Below are 23,627 nucleotides of genomic sequence, written 5' to 3' on the forward strand. Positions count from 1 at the left end.
GTACGGCCCGGGGTGCACCGTACGCCCGCCCGGCCCGCACGGCCGAGCGGCCCCCCGGTCGCCCTGGCACAATCGGGGGCGCCGCTCGGCTGAGCGGTGCTCCCGCCGCCGCACACGGCTCGCCCGCGCGCGGTCCTCGCTCAAAGGTCCGACGGTCCCCAATGCCGCCCACCCTCGCCTCGCTCGTCCAGCACTCCTCGCTCAAGCTCATCGTCCGTGCCGGTGAGGACCGCCTCGACACCCCCGTCCGCTGGGCGCACGTCAGCGAGCTCACCGACCCCGTCCCGTACATGGAGGGCGGCGAACTCCTCCTCACCACCGCGCTCACCCTCGACGCGGAGGACCTGGAGGCGATGCGCCGCTATGTGCGGCGGCTGCTCGGCGCGGGGGTCGTCGGGCTCGGCTTCGCCGTGGGCGTCAACTACGAGGAGATCCCGCCGGCCCTGCTCGACGCGGCGCGCGAGGAGCACCTGCCGCTGCTCGAAGTGCCGCGCCGTACGCCGTTCCTCGCCATCAGCAAGGCCGTGTCGGCGGCCATCTCCGCCGACCAGTACCGGGCCGTCACGGCCGGCTTCGAGGCACAGCGCGAGCTGACCCGGGCCGCGCTCGCGGAGGGCCCGGAGGCGGTCGTCGCCCGGCTCGCCGCCCACGTCGACGGCTGGGCCGCCCTCTACGACACCTCCGGCACGGTCGTCGCCGCCTCGCCCGACTGGGCCGCGCGCAGGGCCGCCCGGCTCACCCCCGACGTGGAGCGGCTCCGCGACCGCCCGGCGCCCGCGAGCGCCGTGGTCGGCGGTACGGACGACCGCGTCGAACTCCAGTCGCTCGGGACCGGACGGCGGGTGAGGGGCGCCCTCGCGGTCGGCACGGGCGCGCCCCTCGGCACCGCCGAGCGGTACGCCGTCCACTCGGCGATCGCCCTGCTCACCCTCACGACGGAACGCTCCCGGTCGCTCCAGGCCGCCGAGCAGCGGCTCGGCGCGGCCGTCCTGCGGATGCTGCTCGCGGGCCAGCCGGACCACGCCCGCGCGGTGGCCGGGGACGTGTACGGCGGGCTGCTCGACGCGCCCTTCCGGCTGCTCGTCGCGGAGACCGCCGGCGCCGAGACCCCCGGCGAACCGCCCCTCGCGCTGCTCGCCGAGAACCTGGAGACCGCCGCCGCCCGCGCGGGCGAGGCCGTGCTCACCGTGCCGGAGAGCGAACAGCGGCTCGTGGTCCTCGCCGGGGACGCGGGCGCGGTCGTCGCCGCCTGCGAGGGGTACGCGGAACGGGAGGCCGAGGAGGCCGGCCTCGTCGTCGGCCTCTCGGCGCCGGCCGGTCCGGCCCTCGCGGCAGCGGCGTACAAGCAGGCCGAACAGGCCCTGTCGGTGGCCCGGCGGCGGGGCCGCGCGCTCGTCGAGCACGAGGACCTGGCGTCCGGCTCGGTCCTCCCGCTGCTCGCCGACGACGCCGTCCGCGCCTTCGCCGACGGGATGCTCCGCGCGCTCCGCGACCACGACGCGACCGGCCGGGGCGACCTGGTCGCCTCGCTGCGCGCCTGGCTGTCCCGGCACGGCCAGTGGGACGCGGCGGCGGCGGACCTGGGCGTCCACCGGCACACCCTGCGCTATCGGATGCGGCGGGTGGAGGAGATCCTCGGCCGCTCGCTGGACGACCCGGACGTACGGATGGAGCTGTGGCTGGCGCTGAAGACGACGGGGGAGGGGACGCGGTAGCGGGACCTCGTACGGAGGGCGGGCAGCGACCGGCCCTCAGGTGCCGCCCGGCTTCCGGTCACCGCCCGCTCTCAGCCGTCCCCGCCGTCGTCGCCACCGCCGCCCACGCTCCGCCGACGGTTGCCGCTGCGCACCAGCTGCCCCACCGCCAGGGTCACCGTGGCGACCCCGCGGACCCAGCGCGGGCCGCCCCTGGCGGCCCACACCACACACGCGCAGCCTCCGACGACGAGCACCAGGACGACGGCCAAGGCGATCTGGATCATGTGTCTCCCCCTCCGGTCGGTCTTTCCGCCCCGCACGGCCGGTCTTCCCCGTGACGGGTCCGGCCATCCTGTCACCCCCGCGAAAGACCTCCCGAGGCCGTACACCCACCCCCGCCTGCCCGGACGCGGGCAGATCCCTTGGTCATCCGGCCCCGGACTCCCTACTCTCCTGTCCATGACAAGCCCCGCCGTCGATCCGGCCCCCGACGCACCCGAAACGGCCCCCACCGCCTCCCGGCCCACCACCGAGAAGCCCGCCGCCGCTCCCGCCCGCCGGATCACCGGTGCCGTCTGGGCCGCGCTCGGCATCGTCTACGTCGTCTGGGGCTCGACGTACCTCGGCATCCGGATCGCCGTCGAGACGATGCCGCCGTTCCTCTCCGCCGGCGCCCGCTTCGTCACCGCCGGCCTGCTGCTCGCCGGGATCATCGCCTGGCGCCAGGGCCCCGCCGCCCTCAAGGTCACCCGCCGGCAGCTCGCCTCGGCCGCCCTCGTCGGCCTGCTCCTCATCCTCGGCGGCAACGGGCTCGTCGTCCTCGCCGAGACCTCCATCCCCTCCGGACTGGCCGCCCTGCTCATCTCCGTCGTCCCGGCCTGGGTCGTGGTCCTGAAGGCCACCACCGGGCAGCGGCCGAGCGCGGGCGGTCTCGCGGGCGTGCTCCTGGGACTCGCGGGGCTCGCGGTGCTGACGCTGCCGGGGCTCAGCGGCGAGGTGAAGGTGGGCGGTGTCCTGCTCGTCGTCGTGGCGACGTTCCTCTGGTCCTTCGGCTCCTTCTCCTCCGCGCGCCTGCCGATGCCCGCCAACCCGTTCACGGCCAGCGCGTACGAGATGGTCGCGGGCGGTCTCGGCGGCCTGGCCGTCGGTCTCGTCAGGGGCGAGCAGCACGGTCTTGACCTGACGGCGGTCTCGGGCCGCTCCTGGGTCGCCCTCGGCTATCTGATCGTCTTCGGCTCGCTGATCGCGTTCACCGCGTACGCCTGGCTGCTCCAGGCGGCTCCGCTCTCGCTCGTCGCCACCTACGCGTACGTGAACCCCGTCGTGGCGGTCGCGCTCGGCGCGCTCGTCCTGAACGAGGCTCTGACCTGGTCCATCGTCCTCGGCGGCGCGATCGTCGTCGGCGGGGTCGTCCTGATCGTCTCGACGGAACGACGCGGCTGACGGCGGAACGCGGGACCGGTGGCGTGCGGGACCGGTGGCGTGCGGGACCGGTGGCGCGCGGGGACGGGCGGCGTGCGGGACCGGTGGCGCGCGGGGACGGGCGGCGTGCGGGACCGGTGGCGCGCGGGGACGGGCGGCGCGCGGGACCGGTGGCGCGCGGGGACGGGCGGCGCGCGGGACCGCCGGCGGCGGGCAGGACCGGTGGCGCCGGAAGGGACTCCGCTTCGGCCAATTCGGCCAGAGGTGCGAACCCATCACTCCACACCGGACAAGCCCACCCCCGCCGCCCCGGCCCTAACGTGTCACGAGAGCAATCGCTCGCTCCCCGAAACGGAAAGGGCCGGGACGCAATGACGACCACCCACGCCTTCTGGCTCGCCGGCCGCGAGGCCACCGGCGACGCCACCTTCGACGTCACCAACTCGTACGACGGACGTCTGGTCGGCAAGGTCAGCGTGCCCACCGAGGCCCAGGTCGAGGAGGCCGTCGCCGCCGCGCACGCCGTCGTCGACGAGTTCGCCGCGACCCCGGCTCACGTCCGCGCCGCCGCCCTCGACCACGTGTCGAAGCGGCTCGCCGAGCGCACCGAGGAGATCGCCCTGGTGATCTCCGCCGAGAACGGCAAGCCCATCAAGTGGGCCCGCGGCGAGGTCGGCCGTGCCGTCTCCGTCTTCCGTTTCGCCGCCGAGGAGGCCCGCCGCTGGAACGCCGGCGAAGCCCAGCGCCTGGACACCGAGGCCGGCGGCGCGGGCCGCCTCGCCCTCACCCGCCGTATCCCGACGGGCGTCGTGCTCGGCATCGCGCCGTTCAACTTCCCGCTGAACCTCAGCGCCCACAAGGTCGCCCCGGCCATCGCCGTCGGCGCCCCGATCATCCTCAAGCCGGCTCCGTCGACGCCGATCTCCTCCCTGATTCTGGGCGAGATCCTGGCCGAGACCGACCTGCCGGCCGGCTCCTGGTCGATCCTGACCGTGCCGAACGACCGGATGCCCGCCCTGGTCCAGGACGAGCGCCTCCCGGTCATCTCCTTCACCGGCTCCGACAAGGTCGGCTACGCCATCCAGCAGTCGGTGCCGCACAAGCACTGCACCCTGGAGCTGGGCGGCAACGCCGCCGCCGTCGTCCTCCCCGACTGGTCCTCCGAGGCGGACCTGGACTGGGCGGCGAGCCGTATCGCCACCTTCTCCAACTACCAGGGCGGCCAGTCCTGCATCTCCGTGCAGCGCGTGATCGCCGACGCCTCGGTCTACGACCGCCTGGTGCCGAAGATCGTCGCCGCCGTCGAGACGCAGGTCACCGGTGACCCGTCCGACGCCGCCACCGACGTCGGCCCGCTGGTCGACGAGGCCGCCGCGAAGCGCGTCGAGTCCTGGGTGGACGAGGCCGTCGCGGCCGGCGCCAAGCTCCTCTCCGGTGGCAAGCGCGAGGGCGCGACCTACGCCCCGACCGTCCTCACCGACCTCCCGGCGGACGTCACCCTGGCCCGCGCGGAGGTCTTCGGCCCGGTCCTGACCATCGCGAAGGTGGACGGCGAGGCCGAGGCCTTCGCCGCGGTCAACGACTCCGACTTCGGTCTCCAGGCCGGTGTCTTCACCCACGACCTGCAGGCGGCCTTCCGCGCCCACCGAGCGCTGGAGGTCGGCGGCGTGATCGTCGGCGACGTCCCCTCGTACCGCGCCGACCAGATGCCGTACGGCGGCGCCAAGCGCTCCGGCGTCGGCCGCGAGGGCGTCAAGTACGCGATGGACGACTACACCTACGAGCGCGTGCTCGTCCTGACGGGCCTCGCCCTGTAAGGCGTACGCCCCACCGGAGCAGGCGGTCCGAGCCCACTGTGCGGGGGTTCGGGCCGCCTTTTTCGTCATGCCGCGGGGGAACCCCCGCCCGGACGCCCGTCCACGTGACGGAACGCCCGTCCACCCGCCGGGACGCGGCGACACAATGGGCCCGTGACCGTCATCGACATCCCCGGCTCCAAGTCCGTCACCGCCCGCGCGCTCTTCCTCGCCGCCGCGGCCGAGGGCACCACCACCCTTCTGCGGCCCCTCGTCTCCGACGACACCGAGGGCTTCGCCGAGGGCCTGACCGCCCTCGGCTACAGCGTCCGCCGGGCGCCCGAGGCCTGGCACATCGAGGGCCGTCCCACTGGGCCGGGGGCAGCCGACGCCGACGTGTACTGCCGTGACGGCGCCACCACCGCCCGGTTCCTGCCGACCCTCGTCGCCGCGGGCCACGGCACCTACCGCTTCGACGCCTCGGCGCAGATGCGGCGGCGGCCCCTGGGCCCGCTCACCACCGCCCTGCGCGCCCTCGGTGTGGACCTGCGGCACGGCGGCGAGGAGGGGCACCACCCCCTCGACGTCCACGCCCACGGCGTGAAGGGCGGCGCGCTCACCCTCGACGCCGGGCAGTCCTCCCAGTACCTGACGGCTCTTCTGATGTTGGGCCCGCTCACCGCCGAGGGCCTCGACATCACCGTCACCGACCTCGTCTCGGAGCCGTACGTCGAGATCACCCTCGCCATGATGCGGAGCTTCGGCGCGGACGTGCGCCAGGAGGGACGGACCTACCGGGTGGCCCCCACCGGATACCGGGCGAGGACGTACGGGATCGAGCCCGACGCCTCCACCGCCGGCTACTTCTTCGCCGCCGCCGCGCTCGGACCGGCGGGCCGCTCGGTCACCGTCCCCGGCCTCGGCACCGGCGCCCTCCAGGGCGACCTGGCCTTCGTCGACGTGCTGCGCCGCATGGGCGCCGAGGTGGAGATCACCGAGACCGCGACGACCGTCCGCTCCACCGGCACCCTGCGCGGACTCACCGTCAACATGCGGGACATCTCCGACACGATGCCGACCCTCGCCGCGCTCGCGCCCTTCGCCGACGGTCCCGTCCGCATCGAGGACGTCGCCAACACCCGGGTCAAGGAGTGCGACCGGCTCGACGCCTGCGCGGAGAACCTGCGCCGCCTGGGCATCACCGTCCACACCGGCCCCGACTCGATCGCGATCCACCCCGGCACCCCGACGGGACCCGTCGAGATCGCCACCCACGGAGACCACAGGATCGTCATGTCCTTCGCGGTCACGGCGCTGCGCACCCCGGGCATCACCTTCGACGATCCCGGCTGTGTGAAGAAGACGTTCCCCGATTTCCACCGTGTCTTCGACACGTTCGCCCGGACCCAGTGAAGAGCGCACAGTGTTTGAGGCAAGAATGGGGGGCATGAGCGACCGCCCCTCTCCTCTCGCCGACCCCCACATCGCCTTCGACGTCTCCGAAGGACGCCGGGACATCGTCGTCCTCGGCTCGACGGGGTCCATCGGCACCCAGGCCATCGACCTGGTGCTGCGCAACCCCGACCGCTTCCGGGTCACCGCCCTGGCCGCCTCGGGCGGCCGGGTCGCGCTGCTCGCCGAGCAGGCGCACCGGCTGAAGGTCGCCACGGTCGCCGTGGCCCGCGAGGAGGTGCTGCCGGAGCTGCGGGACGCGCTGAAGGCGCTGTACGGCTCCGAGCCCCTGCCCGAGCTGCTCGCGGGCCCGGACGCGGCGACCCAGCTGGCCGCGTCCCCGTGCCACACCGTCCTCAACGGCATCACCGGCTCCATCGGCCTCGCGCCGACCCTCGCCGCCCTCGAAGCCGGCCGCACCCTCGCCCTCGCCAACAAGGAGTCGCTGATCGTCGGCGGCCCGCTGGTGAAGGCGCTCGCCAAGCCCGGCCAGATCATCCCGGTCGACTCCGAGCACGCGGCCCTCTTCCAGGCGCTCGCCGCCGGCACCCGCGCCGATGTCCGCAAGCTGGTCGTCACCGCCTCCGGCGGCCCCTTCCGCGGCCGTACGCGGGCGGAACTGGCCCATGTCACCCGCGAGGACGCGCTCGCCCACCCGACCTGGGCGATGGGCCCGGTCATCACGGTGAACAGCGCGACCCTGGTGAACAAGGGCCTTGAGGTCATCGAGGCCCATCTGCTCTACGACATCCCCTTCGGCCGCATCGAGGTCGTCGTCCACCCGCAGTCGTACGTCCACTCGATGGTCGAGTTCACGGACGGCTCCACGCTCGCCCAGGCCACCCCGCCGGACATGGGCGGCCCGATCGCCATCGGCATCGGCTGGCCCGAGAGGGTCCCGGACGCGGCCCCCGCCTTCGACTGGACCAAGGCCTCCACCTGGGAGTTCTTCCCCCTGGACACCGAGGCGTTCCCGTCGGTCGGGCTGGCCCGGCACGTCGGCGAGCTGGGCGGCACCGCCCCCGCCGTCTTCAACGCGGCGAACGAGGAGTGCGTCGAGGCCTTCCTCGCCGGACGGCTGCCGTTCAACGGGATCATGGACACCGTCACGGCGGTCGTCGCGGAGCACGGTGTCCCCGCGGCGGGAACCTCTCTCACCGTCCCGGACGTCCTCGAAGCGGAGACCTGGGCGCGCGCCCGGGCCCGAGAGCTCGCAGCGAAGGCAACAGCGGAGGCCCGCGCATGACCGAAATGCTCCTGTACGGCCTGGGCATCGTGCTGTTCGCGCTGGGCCTGCTGATCTCCATCGCCTGGCACGAGCTGGGCCACCTCTCCACGGCCAAGCTCTTCGGCATCCGCGTGCCGCAGTACATGGTCGGCTTCGGCCCCACCATCTGGTCGAAGAAGCGCGGCGACACCGAGTACGGCATCAAGGCCATCCCGGCCGGCGGCTACATCCGCATGATCGGCATGTTCCCGCCCGGCGAGGACGGCAAGATCGAGGCCCGCTCCACCTCGCCCTGGCGCTCGATGATCGAGGACGCCAGGGAGGCCTCGTACGAGGAACTCCAGGAGGGCGACGAGAGCCGCCTCTTCTACACGCGCAGGCCGTGGAAGCGCGTGATCGTCATGTTCGCCGGACCGTTCATGAACCTGGTCCTGGCGGCGGCGCTGTTCTTCGGCTCGATGATGACGCTGGGCATCGAGGGTCAGACGACCCAGGTCGCCGGCGTCCAGAAGTGCGTCATCGAGCAGAGCGAGAAGCGCGAGAAGTGCCAGGCGGGCGACCCCGTCTCACCGGCGTTCCGGGCCGGCCTGAAGGACGGCGACAAGATCGTCGCGTTCAACGGGACGCCGGTCGCGGACTGGGACACCCTCTCGGACCGCATCCGCGACACCATCGGCCCCGCGACGGTCACCGTCGAGCGGGCCGGTCAGCGCGTCGACCTGCACCCCACGCTGGTGTCGAACAAGGTCCCGAAGAAGGACGCGGACGGCCGGGTCGTCCAGCCGGTGACGTACATCGACGCCGGATACCTCGGCTTCGCCTCCAAGACCGAGGTCGCGCCCCTCACCTTCGGTGAGACCACCGACCGCATGGGCGAGCTGATGCAGAACGGCGTCCACTCGGTCATCGCCCTCCCGGGCAAGATCCCCGGCCTGTGGGACGCCACCTTCGGCAACGGCGAGCGCGCCGACGACTCGCCCGTGGGCGTCGTCGGCGCCGCGCGGATCACCGGCGAACTCATGAACATCGAGGCCCCGCCGACGACGATCCTCGTGATGTTCATGAACCTGCTCGTGTACTTCAACGTGTCGCTGTTCCTGTTCAACATGCTCCCGCTGCTGCCGCTCGACGGCGGCCACATCGCGGGCGCCCTGTGGGAGTCCGTACGCCGTCACACGGCCCGGATCTTCAAGCGCCCCGACCCCGGCCCCTTCGACGTGGCGAAGCTGATGCCCGCCGCGTACGTGGTGGCCGGCGTGTTCGTCTGCTTCACGCTGCTCGTCCTCGCCGCCGACCTCGTCAACCCGGTGAGGATCACCTAGACCGCAGGGGGGCCGCACCCGATGGTGTCCGGCCCCCCGCCGCCGGGGCGGTAACCTCGGAGACCTGAGCCCGCCGACGCACAACCTTGAGGTTGCACAGAAGATGACCGCGATTTCGCTCGGTATCCCGACCGTCCCGACCCGGCTCGCCGAGCGGCGCAAGAGCCGCCAGATCCAGGTCGGCAGCGTGGCCGTCGGCGGTGACGCTCCCGTCTCCGTGCAGTCGATGACCACCACCCGCACCTCCGACATCGGTGCCACCCTCCAGCAGATCGCCGAGCTGACCGCCTCCGGCTGCCAGATCGTGCGCGTGGCCTGCCCGACGCAGGACGACGCCGACGCCCTGGCGACGATCGCCAGGAAGTCGCAGATCCCGGTCATCGCCGACATCCACTTCCAGCCGAAGTACGTGTTCGCGGCGATCGACGCGGGCTGCGCGGCCGTCCGCGTCAACCCGGGCAACATCAAGCAGTTCGACGACAAGGTCAAGGAGATCGCCAAGGCGGCCTCCGACGCCGGCACCCCGATCCGCATCGGCGTCAACGCCGGTTCGCTCGACGCCCGTCTGCTGAAGAAGTACGGCAAGGCCACCCCCGAGGCGCTCGTCGAGTCCGCCCTCTGGGAGGCCTCCCTCTTCGAGGAGCACGGCTTCCGCGACATCAAGATCTCGGTCAAGCACAACGACCCGGTCGTCATGGTCGAGGCGTACCGCCAGCTCGCCGCCCAGAGCGACTACCCGCTGCACCTCGGCGTCACCGAGGCGGGCCCGGCCTTCCAGGGCACCATCAAGTCCGCCGTCGCCTTCGGCGCGCTGCTCTCCCAGGGCATCGGCGACACCATCCGCGTCTCGCTCTCCGCGCCGCCGGCCGAGGAGATCAAGGTCGGCATCCAGATCCTGGAGTCGCTGAACCTGCGCCAGCGCCGCCTGGAGATCGTCTCCTGCCCGTCCTGTGGCCGCGCCCAGGTCGACGTCTACAAGCTGGCGGAGGAGGTCACCGCCGGCCTCGACGGCATGACCGTCCCGCTGCGCGTGGCCGTCATGGGCTGCGTCGTGAACGGCCCCGGCGAGGCCCGCGAGGCCGACCTCGGCGTCGCCTCCGGCAACGGCAAGGGCCAGATCTTCGTCAAGGGCGAGGTCATCAAGACCGTCCCCGAGTCGAAGATCGTCGAGACCCTGATCGAAGAGGCGCTGAAGATCGCCGAGCAGATGGAGAAGGACGGCGTCGCCAGCGGCGAACCGTCCGTCGCCGTCGCCGGCTGACCGTCCGCCCCGCACGCCGAAGCCCCTCCAGCCCCACCGGGCGGAGGGGCTTCGTCCGCGTGGAGGACCCCGCCACAGGCGGGAAGGGTAAAGTGCGGAGACCAGCAGAACCGCACGGTGAGGCCCCCTCGTGTTGACACAACCCGCCACCCGGGTCCTCGAACCCGCCGACCTCGGCGCCGCACTCGCCGTCCTGGAGAGCGCCCCCGTCGAGAACGCCTTCGTCACCGCCCGCGTCCAGATCGCCGGACTCGATCCCTGGCGCCTCGGCGGCGAGATGTGGGGCTGGTACAGCGAGGGCCGGCTGCGCTCCCTCTGCTACGCGGGCGCCAACCTCGTACCCCTCTGCGCCACCCCCGAGGCCGTCCGCGCCTTCGCCGACCGGGCCCGCAGGACCGGCCGCCGCTGCTCCTCGATCGTCGGCCCCGTCGAGCCCACCGCCGAACTGTGGCGGCTCCTCGAACCCAGCTGGGGCCCCGCCCGCGACGTCCGCGCCCGCCAGCCGCTGATGGTCGCGGAGGAGCCCTCCGCCACCGTCGCCCCCGACCCGCTGGTCCGCCGGGTCCGCAAGGACGAGATGGACGTGATCATGCCCGCCTGCGTGGCCATGTTCACCGAGGAGGTCGGCATCTCCCCGCTCGCCAACGACGGCGGTCTGCTCTACCAGGCCAGGGTCGCCGAACTCGTCGGCTCGGGCCGCTCCTTCGCCCGCGTCGAGGACGGCAAGGTCGTCTTCAAGGCCGAGATCGGCGCGGCGACCCGCCAGGCCTGCCAGATCCAGGGCGTCTGGGTGGCCCCCGAGCACCGCGGCAAGGGCCTGTCCGAGTCGGGCATGGCCGCCGTCCTCCGGTACGCGCTGGCCGACGTCGCGCCCGTGGTCAGCCTGTACGTGAACGACTACAACACCCCCGCCCGGGCCGCGTACCGCCGTGTCGGCTTCCGGGAGACCGGCGCCTTCATGAGCGTGCTGTTCTGAGGCCCCGGCCGCTTGTAGGGTGCGCCGCATGGATGACGCAGAGGTCATGATCGGGCCGGTCAATCTCGCCGCCCGGGTGGACGAGGCCCTCGCCGTGCAGGCGCTCGCCTTCGGCCTGGACCAGGACGAGATCGCCGTACGCCGCCACATCGTGCTGCGTCACCTGCTGAGCCCCGGGGCCCGCGCCTACGGGGCCACCACCCCCGACGGGACCCTCGTCGGCTTCGTCTACGGGATGCCCAACGACCGCACCCACTGGTGGTCCACCGTCGTCGAGGGCTACCTCCGCGTCACCGGCACCGCCGACTGGCTCGACGACTCCTTCGTCATCACCGAACTCCACGTCCACCCGGCCCACCAGGGGCGCGGGGTGGGCCGCGAGCTGATCACCACCATCACCGACGGGGCCGCCGAGCCGCGCTCGATCCTCTCCGCGATCGACACCGACAGCCCGGCCCGCGGCCTCTACCGCTCGCTCGGCTACACCGACCTCGCCCGCCAGGTGCACTTCCCGAGCGCCGCCCGCCCGTACGCGGTGATGGGCGCTCCGCTGCCGCTCAGGCGCCGGAACTGATTTCTCCGAGGCGGGGCGGCCCGGCTAATCTCGGGGCATCATCCTTACCCGGCAGGAGTACGAGAACCATGGCCAACGCACCGGTCCAGCGCATGTCCCAGTTGATGGCGAAGACGCTGCGCGACGACCCGGCGGACGCCGAGGTCCTCAGCCACAAGCTCCTCGTCCGCGCCGGCTACGTCCGCCGCACCGCCGCCGGCATCTGGAGCTGGCTGCCCCTCGGCAAGAAGGTCCTCGCCAACGTCGAGCGCATCGTCCGTGAGGAGATGGACGCCATCGGCGCCCAGGAGGTCTCCCTGCCCGCGCTGCTGCCCCGAGAGCCCTACGAGGCCACGGGCCGCTGGGACGAGTACGGCGCCGAGCTGTTCCGCCTCCAGGACCGCAAGGGCGGCGACTACCTCCTCGGCCCCACGCACGAGGAGATCTTCACCCTCCTGGTCAAGGACCAGTGCTCGTCCTACAAGGACCTGCCGGTCATCCTGTACCAGATCCAGACCAAGTTCCGCGACGAGGCCCGCCCCCGCGCCGGCATCCTGCGCGGCCGTGAGTTCCTGATGAAGGACTCGTACTCCTTCGACACGGAGGACGAGGGCCTGGCCCAGTCGTACGCCCTGCACCGCCAGGCGTACCAGCGGGTCTTCGAGCGCCTCGGCCTCGACTACCGCATCGTCGCCGCCACCGCCGGCGCCATGGGCGGCTCCAAGTCCGAGGAGTTCCTCGCCCCGGCCGAGGCCGGCGAGGACACCTTCGCCGACTGCCCGAACTGCGACTTCGCGGCCAACACCGAGGCCATCTCCTACGAGCTGCGGCCGGTCGACGGCTCCGCCGTGCCCGCCGCAGAGGAGATCCCCACCCCCGACACCCCCACCATCGAGACCCTCGCGGCCTCGCTCGGCGTGGCCGCGTCGGACACCCTCAAGAACCTCCTGGTCAAGGTCGACGGCGAGATCGTCGCCGTGGGCGTGCCCGGCGACCGCGAGGTCGACCTGGGCAAGGTCGAGGAGCACTTCGCCCCGGCCACCGTCGAGATGGTCACCGAGGCCGACTTCGCCGGGCGCGCGGACCTGGTGCGCGGCTACGTCGGTCCGCAGGGCCTGGAGAAGGTCACGTACATCGCCGACCCCCGCGTGGCCCCCGGCACCTCCTGGATCACGGGCGCCAACAAGGAGGGCACGCACGCGAAGAACGTCGTCGCGGGCCGTGACTTCGAGGTCGACGAGTACGTCGACGTCGTCGTCGTGCAGGAGGGCGACCCCTGCCCCAGGTGCGGCACCGGCCTGAAGCTGGACCGCGCGATCGAGATCGGCCACATCTTCCAGCTGGGCCGCAAGTACGCCGACGCCCTCAAGCTCGACGTCCTCGGCCAGAACGGCAAGCCGGTCCGCGTGACCATGGGCTCGTACGGCATCGGCGTCTCGCGCGCCGTCGCCGCCCTCGCCGAGCAGACGGCCGACGAGAAGGGCCTGTGCTGGTCCGCCGAGGTCGCCCCCGCCGACGTGCACGTGGTCGCCGCCGGCAAGGCCCTCCAGACCGAGCTGGCCCTGGAGGTCTCCGACAAGCTGTCCGCCGCCGGGCTCCGTGTCCTGGTCGACGACCGCGCGGGCGTCTCCCCGGGCGTCAAGTTCACCGACGCGGAGCTGATGGGCGTCCCGAAGATCCTGGTCGCGGGCCGCCGCTCCGGCGAGGGCGTCGTGGAGCTGAAGGACCGCCGCACGGGCGAGCGCGAGGAGCTGACGGTCGACGAGGCCATCGCGCGGCTGACCGCCTGACGGCCGGAGGCATGAGGAAGGGGCGGGGGCCTGGAGCCCCCGCCCCTTCCGTCGTGGGCCTCAGGCGGCCTCCTCCGGCGGTCCCGGCTCCACCGACGCGCCTGTCAGGTCCTCCACCGGTTCCACCCGCTCCGCCGCGTGCGCGGCGCCCTTGAGGTACGCCTCGCTGACCGGCGGCGCCACCGGCACCGGCGGCACCGGCGGTGCCTGGGGTGTCTGCGGAGCCGGCGCCATTTCGGGTGTGTCGCTCATGGCCGCCGCGGGCCCCACCGTGGACCGCTCCAGGAACCTCAGCAGCTCCACCGGGAACGGCAGCACCAGCGTCGAGTTCTTCTCCGCCGCCACCGCGACCACCGTCTGCAGCAGCCGGAGCTGGAGCGCGGCCGGCTGGTCGGACATCACCGCCGCGGCCTCCGCGAGCTTCTTCGAGGCCTGGAGCTCGGCGTCGGCGTTGATGACCCTCGCCCGCCGCTCACGGTCCGCCTCCGCCTGCCGGGCCATCGAGCGCTTCATCGTCTCCGGCAGGGACACGTCCTTGATCTCGACCCGGTCGATCTGCACGCCCCAGCCGATGGCGGGGGAGTCCAGCATCAGTTCCAGGCCCTGGTTGAGCTTCTCCCGGTTGGACAGCAGGTCGTCGAGGTCGCTCTTGCCGATGATCGACCGCAGCGAGGTCTGCGACATCTGGGAGACCGCGAACTTGTAGTCCTCGACCCGGACGAGCGCCTCCGCCGCGTCGACGACCTTGAAGTAGACGACCGCGTCGACCCGGACCGTCACGTTGTCCCGGGTGATCCCCTCCTGGGCGGGGACGGGCATCGTGACGATCTGCATGTTCACCTTGTGGATCCGGTCCACCCCGGGAAGGATCATGGTGAACCCGGGGGACCTGATGTCGTCGCGGAGCCGACCGAAGCGGAAGACCACTCCGCGCTCGTACTGCTTCACCACGCGCGCCGCCGCGCCCGCGTACACCGCGACCGCCGCACACGCGCCGACCGCCACCAACAGCAGCTCTTGGATCATCACGGCCCCCAATCGAGCCGAACCGTATAAAAAGGGTATTCCCCTACAGCCAGCCCGCGAACTCCAGAAGCAGCTCGGCATCCTGCCGGCGGCCCGCCGTCAGCGCCCGCGTGCCCGACTCGACCGCGCGGAACAGCGTCCAGCCGCGCAGCCGCTCCCGGTCCACGTCCAGCGAGTCGGCCAGTTTGTTGACCCGCCGCCGGGCGGCAGAGGCACCCGAAGAGGCCGCGACCAGGTCCTCGACCCGGTCGCGTACCAGCCGGGCGAGGTCGTACGCCCGCTCGCCGACCAGCGGCTCGGGGCCGACCGCGAGCCAGGGCGCCCGGTCCCCGGCAAGGACCTTGCCCTGCCGGAAGTTCCCGTGCAGCAGCAGCGTCTCCGCCTCGGCCGCCACCAGCTCGTCGCGGGCCGCGAGCGCGGCGGCCGTCAGCTCGCCGGCCGTGGCGTCGGCCCGGTAGTGGTCCATGGGGGAGGCCTGCCGGGCGGTGCGCTCGGCCACCGTCTCGAAGCCGTGCTCCGCCGGGGGCTCGACCCACAGCTTGCGCACGGTCCCGGCCGCCTCCAGGAGGGCCTTCGCCTCCGGCAGGGAGCGCAGCGACACCTCGGGATGGAGCCGTTCGAGGACGAGCGCGCCCTCCCCGGCCCCGTCGAGGAGCTGGACCGCGCCCCAGCCGTTCCAGTGCGCGAGCGCGTCCCGCTCCCGGTCGGGCCGGGCGAACGGGGGCGCGATCTTGAGCGCCGCGGGGGAGCCGTCGGGCCGCCGGACGAGCACGACGAGGCTGCTCCGGCCGCCGGGGGCCATCACCCGTTCGGCGTCCAGCGAGGCCCGGTCGAGCACCTGGTCGGCCAGCTCGGGCAGCTTCCCGAGCCACTCGGCCGCGACGGCGTCCCCGTACGTCTCACCGAGCGTCCTCACCAGTCGCTGCGGCGGTTCGAAACCCATGCGTACGTTGTTCCTTCGGTCGGGTCGGGGCTCAGACCCGCTCGGCCAGCCCAGGAAAGGTTACGTCGCTGCCGCGCCAGCGGACGGCCCGTACCGCCGCCTCGGTGAGCGCGGCGGCGGCCTCACCCCGCTTCGGGCCCGGGGAGGCACGGACGAGATCGGAGTACACCCCGGCCACCCGGTCCTCCAGGACGGCGGCGAGCCGTACGGCTCCTGCCGGGTCCGCCACCGGGAACGGCAGCTCGTACGCGGCCTCCGCGGCCACGGGAGTGCCGCCCAGGTCGCGCACGGCCCGGTGCAGGGCGTCCCGGCGGGCCCGGTGCGCCTCGTACGCGGCGGTGGCCTCGGCGCGCCGCTCGGGGCCGATCCGGCCGCCGACGACCCCGTACCCGTACACCGCCGCGTGCTCGGCGGCCAGTGCGGCCTGGGTGGCGTCGAGGGCGCTCATGCCCGTGCTCCTTCGGTCAGCAGACAGGCCTGCGCGGCGCCCGCGGCGGCCACGGAGGCCAGCAGCCGGGCGTACTCGGGAGGTGCGGTGGACAGCGCGGCGGTGTGGACGGCGGAGGCCTCGCGGGCGGCCCCCGCGAGGTCCCGGAGCGCGGCCCGGGGGTCGGTGGCCACGGGCGGGGTCGGGGGAGCGGTCGACGCCGTGGGCTTCGGGGAGGCCGGGGCGGTCACCGGTGCGACCGGCGTACCGCCCTCGGCGAGGGCCTTGGCGTGCGCGGCGGCCGAGCGGCGCAGCGGGGTCAGCCGGGGCGCGAGGGCGGGATGGGCGGCGAGCGCGGCGTCGTAACGATTCAGCAGGGTCCGGGAGGCGGTCACCGCGCGCAGCCGGAGAGCCGCCTCGGCGCGGGCCACCCGTTCGGCCCCGACCTCGGCGGAGGTCGGTTTCCGGGGGCCTGGATCGTCCGAGGTGCAGCCCGCCAGGGCCGCCGCGGCGGCGGCCGAGAGCCCGGCCGTCAGGAGTGCCCGCCTGTCCGTCGTCGTCACGCTCTCTCCCTCGGCCGTGGTACGTCGTCGAAGATCGTCGGGATCACCGCAGGCGAGCGTACCCGTGGGCCCCGAGCCGGTGGACGGCAACACCCTCCGGGACCGGATACCCTTTGGTCTGACACGCGACGAACACGCGACGAACCACAACAGCACACGCGGCCGAGGAGTCACCCGGATGAGCACCACCCAGAGCGACAGGCTGCGCGGACTCGTGGAGCCGCTCGTCCACGCGAAGGACCTGGATCTGGAAGAGATCGAGGTGTCCCGGGCCGGCCGTCGCGGACTGCTGAGGATCGTCGTCGACTCCGACGAGGGCGTGGAGCTGGACCTCTGTGCCGAGCTGAGCCGCGCGATCTCCGAGAAGCTCGACGAGACCGAAGCGATGGGCGAGGGCGAGTACGTCCTCGAAGTCAGCTCGCCCGGCGCCGATCGCCCCCTGACCCAGCACCGCCACTACGTGCGGGCCACCGGCCGACTCGTCAAGCTCCAGCTCGCCGAGGGCGACGAACTGGTCGCGCGCATCCTGGCCGTGGACGAGGACGGCCTCGACCTCGAAGTGCCGGGCGTGAAGGGGCGCAAGCCGACCGCCCGCCGGGTCGAGTTCTCCGATGTCGTCAAGGCGCGTGTCGAGATCGAGTTCAACCGCAAGGACAAGAAGGAAGAGGAGGCGTAGCCGTGGACATCGACGTGAAGCTGCTCAAGGGCTTGGCGCATGAGAAGGAGATCTCCTTCGACCTGCTGGTCGAGGCGATCGAGTCGGCCCTCCTCATCGCCTACCACCGCACCCCCGACGCCCGCCGCCACGCGCGCGTGGAGCTGGACCGGCTGACCGGTCACGTGACGGTGTGGGCGAAGGAAGACCCCTCCGAGCTGGAGGAGGGCCAGGAGCCCAAGGACTTCGACGACACCCCGTCGGACTTCGGCCGGATCGCGGCGAGCACCGCCCGCCAGGTGATCCAGCAGAGGCTGCGGGACGCCGAGAACGACGTGACGTTCGGCGAGTACGCGCGGCGCGAGGGCGATGTCGTCGCCGGTGTGGTGCAGCAGGGCAAGGACCCGAAGAACGTCCTCGTCCGGCTGGATGACAAGCTGGAGGCCATCCTCCCGGTGCAGGAGCAGGTGCCGGGCGAGGACTACACGCACGGTCTGCGGCTGCGGACGTACGTCGTCCGGGTGGCGAAGGGTGTGCGCGGTCCGTCCGTCACCCTTTCGCGGACCCACCCCAACCTGGTGAAGAAGCTCTTCGCGCTGGAGGTCCCGGAGATCGCCGACGGTTCCGTCGAGATCACGGCGATCGCCCGTGAGGCCGGTCACCGCACCAAGATCGCGGTCCGCTCCACCCGGTCCGGTCTGAACCCCAAGGGCGCCTGCATCGGCCCGATGGGCAGCCGCGTCCGCAACGTGATGGCGGAGCTGCTCGGCGAGAAGATCGACATCGTCGACTGGTCGGACGACCCGGCCGAGATGGTGGCGAACGCGCTCTCCCCGGCCCGTGTCTCCAGGGTCGAGGTCGTCGACTTGGCGGCCCGCTCCGCGCGGGTGACGGTGCCGGACTACCAGCTGTCGCTGGCGATCGGCAAGGAGGGCCAGAACGCCCGCCTGGCCGCCCGCCTCACCGGCTGGCGGATCGACATCCGGCCCGACACGGAGCAGGACGGCCCGCAGGACTGAGCCGTTTTTTGGCCAACAACTGTTCGATTCTTGCCCCAAACAGGTGAGGTCGGTACGGGGAGGTAGACTTAATCGTGTCTGGCCGGACGCATGCCCGCGCGTGCCCTGAGCGAACCTGTGTGGGATGCCGGGAGCGAGTGGCCAAGAGCGATCTGCTGCGTATCGTGATGGACAAGGACGAGTGCGTTCCTGATCATCGCGGTACGCTGCCCGGCCGGGGTGCGTACCTGCACCCCGCCGAGGCTTGTCTCGACCTGGCGGTCCGCCGCCGAGCAATGCCGAGGGCCTTCAGGGTCCAGGGCCCGCTCGACACCGCGGAACTCCGTCAGCACGTCGAACGGCCGGCACCGCAGTGAAGAAGTACGGCACGGAACACCGTGCGGTCAGGTACCTCGCGAGTTGGAAGTAGGTCGAGATTGCGATGAGCACTCGATGAGTACGCGATGAGTACGCCCATGAAGTAGCGACGGTCCGGCGGTAACCGGACCTCACAAAGGAGCAAAGTGGCTAAGGTCCGGGTATACGAACTCGCCAAGGAGTTCGGTGTGGAGAGCAAGGTCGTCATGGCCAAGCTCCAAGAACTCGGTGAATTCGTCCGTTCGGCGTCCTCGACGATCGAGGCGCCGGTCGTGCGCAAGTTGACTGACGCTTTGCAGGGTCCCGGCGGCAACGCCGGCAAGACCGCTGCCAAGCCCGGCGCGCCCCGCAAGGCGGCGCCCTCCCCCGCGGCGCCGTCTCCGGCCGCCGCGGCTCGTCCCGCTGCCCCGAAGCCCGGCGCCCCGGCCCCCAAGCCGGCCCCCGCCGCGCCTGCGGCGCCGGCTCCGGTCACTCCGGCCGCCGCGCCCGCGAGCAGCACCCCCTCCCAGGCTCCGGCCGCCTCGGGCCCCCGCCCGGGCCCGAAGCCCGCGCCCAAGCCGGTCACGCCGGCTCCGGCCGCCCCCGAGTTCACCGCGCCCCCGTCGGCTCCCGCCGCCGGTCAGCGTCCCGGTGGCTCCGCCCAGGGCGCCCGCCCCACCGGCGAGCGTCCGGCGCGTCCGGGCCAGCAGGCCCCCCGCCCGCAGGGTCAGGGCGCCCCGCGCCCCGGCGGCCAGCAGGCCCCCCGTCCGGGCGGTGCCCGTCCGGCCGGTCCCCGTCCGGGCAACAACCCCTTCACCTCGGGTGGCTCCACCGGCATGGCGCGTCCGCAGACGCCCCGTCCGGGTGGCGGCGCCCCCCGTCCCGGCGGTGCCCCCGGTGCCGTTCCCGGCGCCCCGCGTCCGCAGGGTGGCCCCGGCGGCGCCCCGCGTCCGCAGGGTCAGGGCGGCGCGCGTCCCACCCCCGGTGGGATGCCTCGCCCGCAGGCGCCGCGTCCGGGCGGCGCGCCCGGCGGTAACCGTCCGAACCCGGGCATGATGCCGCAGCGTCCCGCTGCCGGCCCGCGTCCCGGTCCTGGCGGCCGTGGTCCCGGTGGCCCCGGCGGTCGTCCGGGTGGTCCCGGCGGTGGCGGCGGCGGTCGTCCCGGCTTCGCCGGTCGTCCGGCCGGTCCCGGCGGTGGCGGCGGCGGCTTCGCCGGTCGTCCCGGTGGTCCCGGTGGCGGCGGCGGTCGTCCGGGTGGTCCCGGCGGCGGTGGCGGCGGCTTCGGCGGTCGTCCCGGTGGCTTCGGTGGCCGTCCCGGCGGTCCGGGTGGACGTGGTGGCACGCAGGGCGCCTTCGGTCGTCCCGGCGGTCCCGCGCGTCGTGGTCGCAAGTCGAAGCGTCAGAGGCGCCAGGAGTACGAGGCCATGCAGGCCCCGTCCGTGGGCGGCGTGATGCTTCCCCGCGGTGGCGGCGAGGTCATCCGACTGTCGCGCGGTGCCTCCCTCACCGACTTCGCCGAGAAGATCGGCGCCAACCCGGCGTCGCTCGTCGCGGTGATGATGAACCTCGGTGAGATGGTCACGGCGACGCAGTCCGTCTCCGACGACACGCTGACGATGCTCGGCGAGGAGATGAACTACACCGTTCAGATCGTCTCGCCGGAGGAAGAGGACCGCGAGCTCCTCGAGTCCTTCGACATCGAGTTCGGCGAGGACGAGGGCGGCGAAGAGGCTCTGGTCTCCCGTCCGCCGGTCGTCACCGTCATGGGTCACGTCGACCACGGTAAGACCCGACTGCTCGACGCGATCCGCAAGACGAACGTCGTCGCGGGCGAGGCCGGTGGCATCACCCAGCACATCGGTGCCTACCAGGTGGGTACCGAGGTCAACGGCGAAGAGCGTCGCATCACCTTCATCGACACCCCGGGTCACGAGGCGTTCACCGCCATGCGTGCCCGTGGTGCGAAGTCGACCGACATCGCGATCCTCGTGGTCGCGGCCAACGACGGCGTCATGCCGCAGACGATCGAGGCGCTCAACCACGCCAAGGCCGCCGGCGTCCCGATCGTCGTCGCGGTCAACAAGATCGACGTCGAGGGTGCGGACCCGACCAAGGTCCGCGGTCAGCTGACCGAGTTCGGTCTGGTGGCCGAGGAGTACGGCGGCGACACGATGTTCGTCGACATCTCCGCCAAGCAGGGTCTGCACATCGACTCCCTGCTGGAGGCCGTGGTCCTCACCGCGGACGCCTCGCTCGACCTCCGGGCCAACCCGGACCAGGACGCGCAGGGTATTGCGATCGAGTCCCACCTCGACCGCGGTCGCGGTGCCGTCTCGACCGTCCTGGTCCAGCGCGGAACGCTGCGCATCGGCGACACCGTGGTGGTCGGCGACGCGTACGGCCGCGTCCGGGCGATGCTCGACGACAAGGGCAACAACGTCGAGGAGGCGACCCCGTCGACTCCCGTCCTGGTGCTCGGTCTCACCAACGTCCCGGGTGCCGGCGACAACCTCCTGGTGGTCGACGAGGACCGTACGGCCCGCCAGATCGCCGAGAAGCGCGCTGCGCGTGAGCGCAACGCAGCCTTCGCCAAGCGCGTCCGCCGGGTGTCCCTCGAGGACCTCGACAAGGTGCTCAAGGCCGGTCTCGTCCAGGAACTCAACCTCATCATCAAGGGCGACGCGTCCGGTGCGGTCGAGGCCCTCGAGTCCTCGCTGCTCCAGCTCGACGTCGGCGAAGAGGTCGACATCCGCGTCCTGCACCGCGGTGTGGGTGCGGTCACCGAGTCGGACATCGACCTGGCCATGGGCTCCGACGCCATCGTCATCGGCTACAACGTCCGCGCTGCGGGCCGCGCGGCGCAGATGGCGGAGCGCGAAGGCGTCGACGTCCGGTACTACTCGGTGATCTACCAGGCCATCGAGGAGATCGAGGCGGCGCTCAAGGGCCTCCTCAAGCCGGAGTACGAAGAGGTCGAGCTCGGTACGGCGGAGATCCGCGAGGTCTTCCGCTCGTCCAAGCTGGGCAACATCGCCGGTGTCCTCATCCGCTCCGGCGAGGTCAAGCGCAACACCAAGGCGCGCCTCGTCCGCGACGGCAAGGTCATCGCCGAGGACCTCACGATCCACGGTCTGCGCCGCTTCAAGGACGACGTCACCGAGATCCGCGAAGGCTTCGAGGGCGGTATCAACCTCGGAAACTTCAACGACATCAAGATCGACGACGTCATCGCGACGTACGAGATGCGCGAGAAGCCGCGCGCCTGATCGCGTCCGATCGCAGCAGTGAGCCGGGGCCGGTCGGCGGAAAGTATTCCGTCGATCGGCCCCGGCCGTTGCGTGTACGGTTTCGGGTGTCCCCGCCGAGTGGTCGGCGGGAGCACCGAACCCGAACCGGCGGGACATCCGGGCATACATGTATGTGGGGACACTGTCCTTCGATCTGCTCCTCGGCGACGTCCATTCGCTGAAGGAGAAACGCTCCGTCGTCAAACCGATCGTCGCCGAGCTCCAGCGGAAGTTCTCCGTGAGCGCGGCCGAGGTGGGCGACCAGGACCTCCACCGCAGGGCCCTGCTGGGCGTCGCGCTGGTGTCCGGGGACCCGGGGTTCGTATCGGACGTGCTCGACCGCTGTGAGCGGCTCGTCGCCGCCCGTCCCGAGGTGGAGCTGCTGTCGGTGCGCCGCAGGCTCCACACTGATGAAGACTGATTTGAGCAAGGCAAAGAAGGAGAAGGACCAGTGGCCGACAACGCGCGGGCGAAGAAGCTGGCAGACCTCATCCGGGAGGTGGTCGCCGAGAAGCTGCAGCGCGGCATCAAGGACCCCCGCCTGGGCACGCACGTGACCATCACGGACACCCGTGTCACCGGCGACCTGCGGGAGGCCACGGTCTTCTACACGGTCTACGGCGACGACGAGGAGCGGGCGAGCGCCGCCGCCGGCCTGGAGAGCGCCAAGGGCATCCTCCGTTCGGCCGTGGGCCGCGCGGCCGGGACCAAGTTCACCCCGACCCTGGCCTTCGTGGCCGACGCCCTCCCGGAGAACGCCAAGACGATCGAGGACCTCCTCGACAAGGCGCGGGCCTCCGACGCCCAGGTGCGGGAGGCGTCCTCGGGCGCCGCCTTCGCCGGCGAGGCCGACCCCTACAAGAAGCCGGGCGAGGACGAAGCCGCCGAATGAGCAACGCAGCAAAGACTCCCGACGGCCTGGTCATCGTCGACAAGCCGTCGGGATTCACCTCGCACGACGTCGTGGCCAAGATGCGCGGGATCGCGAAGACCCGCCGGGTCGGCCACGCGGGCACGCTCGACCCCATGGCCACCGGCGTCCTCGTCCTCGGCGTGGAGCGGGCGACCAAGCTGCTCGGTCACCTCGCGCTGACCGAGAAGGAGTACCTGGGCACCATCCGGCTGGGCCAGACGACGATCACCGACGACGCCGAGGGCGAGATCACGGCGTCGGTCGACGCTTCGAAGGTCACCCGCGAAGGCATCGACGCGGGCGTCGCCGAGCTGACCGGCGCCATCATGCAGGTGCCGTCGAAGGTCTCCGCGATCAAGATCGACGGCAAGCGGTCGTACGCGCGGGTGCGCGGCGGCGAGGAGTTCGAGATCCCGGCCCGCCCGGTCACCGTCTCCTCCTTCCAGGTGTACGACGTCCGCGAGGCCACTGCCGAGGACGGCACCCCCGTCGTCGACCTGGTCGTCTCCGTCGTCTGCTCCTCCGGTACGTACATCCGGGCACTGGCCCGGGACCTCGGCGCGGGACTCGGCGTGGGCGGACACCTGACCGCGCTGCGCCGCACCCGGGTCGGCCCGTACAAGCTGGACTCGGCGAAGACGCTCGACCAGCTCCAGGAGGAACTGACGGTCATGCCGGTCGCCGACGCGGCGGCGGCGGCGTTCCCCCGGTGGGACGTCGACGAGAAGCGGGCCAAGCTGCTGCTCAACGGGGTCCGGCTGGAGATGCCGGAGTACCCGGCGGGCGCGGTCGCGGTCTACGGGCCGGAAGGCACGCTGCTGGCGCTCGTCGAGGCGCATCGGGGCAAGGCCAAGAGTCTCGCCGTCTTCGGCTGAGCTCGTACGTCCACGGTGGGGGGGGGGCGCGCGCGGGGGCCCCCCCCCCGGGGTTAACCCCCCGGGCGCCCCCCCCGGCGGAGGGG

General features: G+C 72.5%; 22 protein-coding genes. 17 read left to right on the top strand and 5 right to left on the bottom strand.

The features are described 5' to 3' along the window. Positions 1 to 161: 161 nt before the first annotated feature. Positions 162 to 1,715, top strand: a complete 1,554-nt coding sequence (locus tag ABT154_RS14095; RefSeq protein ID WP_351856826.1) for a PucR family transcriptional regulator — start codon at positions 162 to 164, stop codon at positions 1,713 to 1,715. Positions 1,716 to 1,786: 71 nt separating this feature from the next. Here ABT154_RS14095 and ABT154_RS14100 read toward each other — a convergent pair whose 3' ends face one another. Beyond that, on the bottom strand, positions 1,787 to 1,981 hold the full coding sequence (locus ABT154_RS14100; RefSeq protein WP_351856828.1) for a hypothetical protein: 195 nt from the start codon (positions 1,979 to 1,981) through the stop codon (positions 1,787 to 1,789). Positions 1,982 to 2,156: 175 nt separating this feature from the next. Between ABT154_RS14100 and ABT154_RS14105 the strand changes: the two genes are divergently transcribed. The 9 genes from ABT154_RS14105 (at position 2,157) to ABT154_RS14145 (ending at position 13,497) form a co-directional block, all read left to right on the top strand. Then, on the top strand, positions 2,157 to 3,140 hold the full coding sequence (locus tag ABT154_RS14105) for an EamA family transporter (protein ID WP_351856830.1): 984 nt from the start codon (positions 2,157 to 2,159) through the stop codon (positions 3,138 to 3,140). A 350-nt stretch (positions 3,141 to 3,490) separates the two neighbouring features. Then, on the top strand, positions 3,491 to 4,936 hold the full coding sequence (locus ABT154_RS14110; RefSeq protein WP_351856832.1) for an aldehyde dehydrogenase family protein: 1,446 nt from the start codon (positions 3,491 to 3,493) through the stop codon (positions 4,934 to 4,936). Between the two features lie 153 nt (positions 4,937 to 5,089). Beyond that, a complete protein-coding gene (gene aroA, locus ABT154_RS14115; protein WP_351856834.1) occupies positions 5,090 to 6,328 on the top strand; it encodes a 3-phosphoshikimate 1-carboxyvinyltransferase in 1,239 nt (412 codons plus the stop codon). A 34-nt stretch (positions 6,329 to 6,362) separates the two neighbouring features. Beyond that, positions 6,363 to 7,613 (top strand): 1-deoxy-D-xylulose-5-phosphate reductoisomerase, encoded by a 1,251-nt coding sequence (dxr, locus tag ABT154_RS14120; protein ID WP_351856836.1) that lies wholly within the window; start codon positions 6,363 to 6,365, stop codon positions 7,611 to 7,613. After that, positions 7,610 to 8,917: a M50 family metallopeptidase gene (locus ABT154_RS14125; RefSeq protein ID WP_351856838.1), complete on the top strand. Its 1,308-nt coding sequence runs from the start codon at positions 7,610 to 7,612 to the stop codon at positions 8,915 to 8,917. Before dxr ends, ABT154_RS14125 begins: the two co-directional genes overlap by 4 nt. A gap of 103 nt (positions 8,918 to 9,020) precedes the next feature. Further along, positions 9,021 to 10,178, top strand: coding sequence for a flavodoxin-dependent (E)-4-hydroxy-3-methylbut-2-enyl-diphosphate synthase (gene ispG / locus ABT154_RS14130; RefSeq protein ID WP_056565882.1), 1,158 nt, complete (start codon positions 9,021 to 9,023; stop codon positions 10,176 to 10,178). Between the two features lie 130 nt (positions 10,179 to 10,308). Further along, positions 10,309 to 11,154, top strand: coding sequence for a GNAT family N-acetyltransferase (locus ABT154_RS14135; RefSeq protein WP_351856840.1), 846 nt, complete (start codon positions 10,309 to 10,311; stop codon positions 11,152 to 11,154). Positions 11,155 to 11,182: 28 nt separating this feature from the next. After that, entirely contained in the window at positions 11,183 to 11,728 is a 546-nt protein-coding gene (locus tag ABT154_RS14140; protein WP_351856842.1) for a GNAT family N-acetyltransferase, read from the top strand. A 68-nt stretch (positions 11,729 to 11,796) separates the two neighbouring features. Further along, entirely contained in the window at positions 11,797 to 13,497 is a 1,701-nt protein-coding gene (locus tag ABT154_RS14145; protein ID WP_351856844.1) for a proline--tRNA ligase, read from the top strand. Positions 13,498 to 13,557: 60 nt separating this feature from the next. Here ABT154_RS14145 and ABT154_RS14150 read toward each other — a convergent pair whose 3' ends face one another. The 4 genes from ABT154_RS14150 to ABT154_RS14165 are packed head-to-tail and all read right to left on the bottom strand — an operon-like array spanning position 13,558 to position 16,456. Beyond that, on the bottom strand, positions 13,558 to 14,523 hold the full coding sequence (locus ABT154_RS14150; protein WP_351856888.1) for a slipin family protein: 966 nt from the start codon (positions 14,521 to 14,523) through the stop codon (positions 13,558 to 13,560). Between the two features lie 43 nt (positions 14,524 to 14,566). Next, positions 14,567 to 15,466 carry an aminoglycoside phosphotransferase family protein gene (locus tag ABT154_RS14155; RefSeq protein WP_351856846.1) on the bottom strand — a complete coding sequence of 300 codons (900 nt, stop codon included), beginning with the start codon at positions 15,464 to 15,466 and terminating at the stop codon, positions 14,567 to 14,569. A gap of 31 nt (positions 15,467 to 15,497) precedes the next feature. Continuing rightward, the gene (locus ABT154_RS14160; protein WP_332436370.1) at positions 15,498 to 15,914 is read right to left on the bottom strand and encodes a ferritin-like domain-containing protein; all 417 of its coding nucleotides are present in this window, start codon (positions 15,912 to 15,914) and stop codon (positions 15,498 to 15,500) included. Next, positions 15,911 to 16,456, bottom strand: coding sequence for a hypothetical protein (locus ABT154_RS14165; protein WP_351856848.1), 546 nt, complete (start codon positions 16,454 to 16,456; stop codon positions 15,911 to 15,913). The genes ABT154_RS14160 and ABT154_RS14165 overlap by 4 nt, the downstream gene beginning before the upstream one ends. Before the next feature lie 178 nt (positions 16,457 to 16,634). Between ABT154_RS14165 and rimP the strand changes: the two genes are divergently transcribed. From rimP to truB, 7 genes are all read left to right on the top strand, one after another. Then, positions 16,635 to 17,132, top strand: coding sequence for a ribosome maturation factor RimP (rimP, locus tag ABT154_RS14170; protein ID WP_351856850.1), 498 nt, complete (start codon positions 16,635 to 16,637; stop codon positions 17,130 to 17,132). Positions 17,133 to 17,134: 2 nt separating this feature from the next. Continuing rightward, the gene (nusA, locus tag ABT154_RS14175; protein WP_351856851.1) at positions 17,135 to 18,130 is read left to right on the top strand and encodes a transcription termination factor NusA; all 996 of its coding nucleotides are present in this window, start codon (positions 17,135 to 17,137) and stop codon (positions 18,128 to 18,130) included. A gap of 74 nt (positions 18,131 to 18,204) precedes the next feature. Next, positions 18,205 to 18,486, top strand: coding sequence for a YlxR family protein (locus ABT154_RS14180; protein WP_351856853.1), 282 nt, complete (start codon positions 18,205 to 18,207; stop codon positions 18,484 to 18,486). 147 nt (positions 18,487 to 18,633) lie between these two features. After that, positions 18,634 to 21,732: a translation initiation factor IF-2 gene (infB, locus tag ABT154_RS14185; RefSeq protein WP_332436373.1), complete on the top strand. Its 3,099-nt coding sequence runs from the start codon at positions 18,634 to 18,636 to the stop codon at positions 21,730 to 21,732. Between the two features lie 148 nt (positions 21,733 to 21,880). Then, entirely contained in the window at positions 21,881 to 22,174 is a 294-nt protein-coding gene (locus ABT154_RS14190) for a DUF503 domain-containing protein (protein ID WP_317878316.1), read from the top strand. Between the two features lie 30 nt (positions 22,175 to 22,204). Continuing rightward, positions 22,205 to 22,645 carry a 30S ribosome-binding factor RbfA gene (gene rbfA / locus ABT154_RS14195; protein WP_266897300.1) on the top strand — a complete coding sequence of 147 codons (441 nt, stop codon included), beginning with the start codon at positions 22,205 to 22,207 and terminating at the stop codon, positions 22,643 to 22,645. Continuing rightward, positions 22,642 to 23,541, top strand: coding sequence for a tRNA pseudouridine(55) synthase TruB (gene truB / locus ABT154_RS14200; RefSeq protein ID WP_351856856.1), 900 nt, complete (start codon positions 22,642 to 22,644; stop codon positions 23,539 to 23,541). Before rbfA ends, truB begins: the two co-directional genes overlap by 4 nt. The last annotated feature ends 86 nt before the right edge of the window (positions 23,542 to 23,627 follow it).

It is taken from the genome of Streptomyces sp. NPDC001728, assembly GCF_040297565.1.
Classification (GTDB): Bacteria; Actinomycetota; Actinomycetes; order Streptomycetales; family Streptomycetaceae; genus Streptomyces.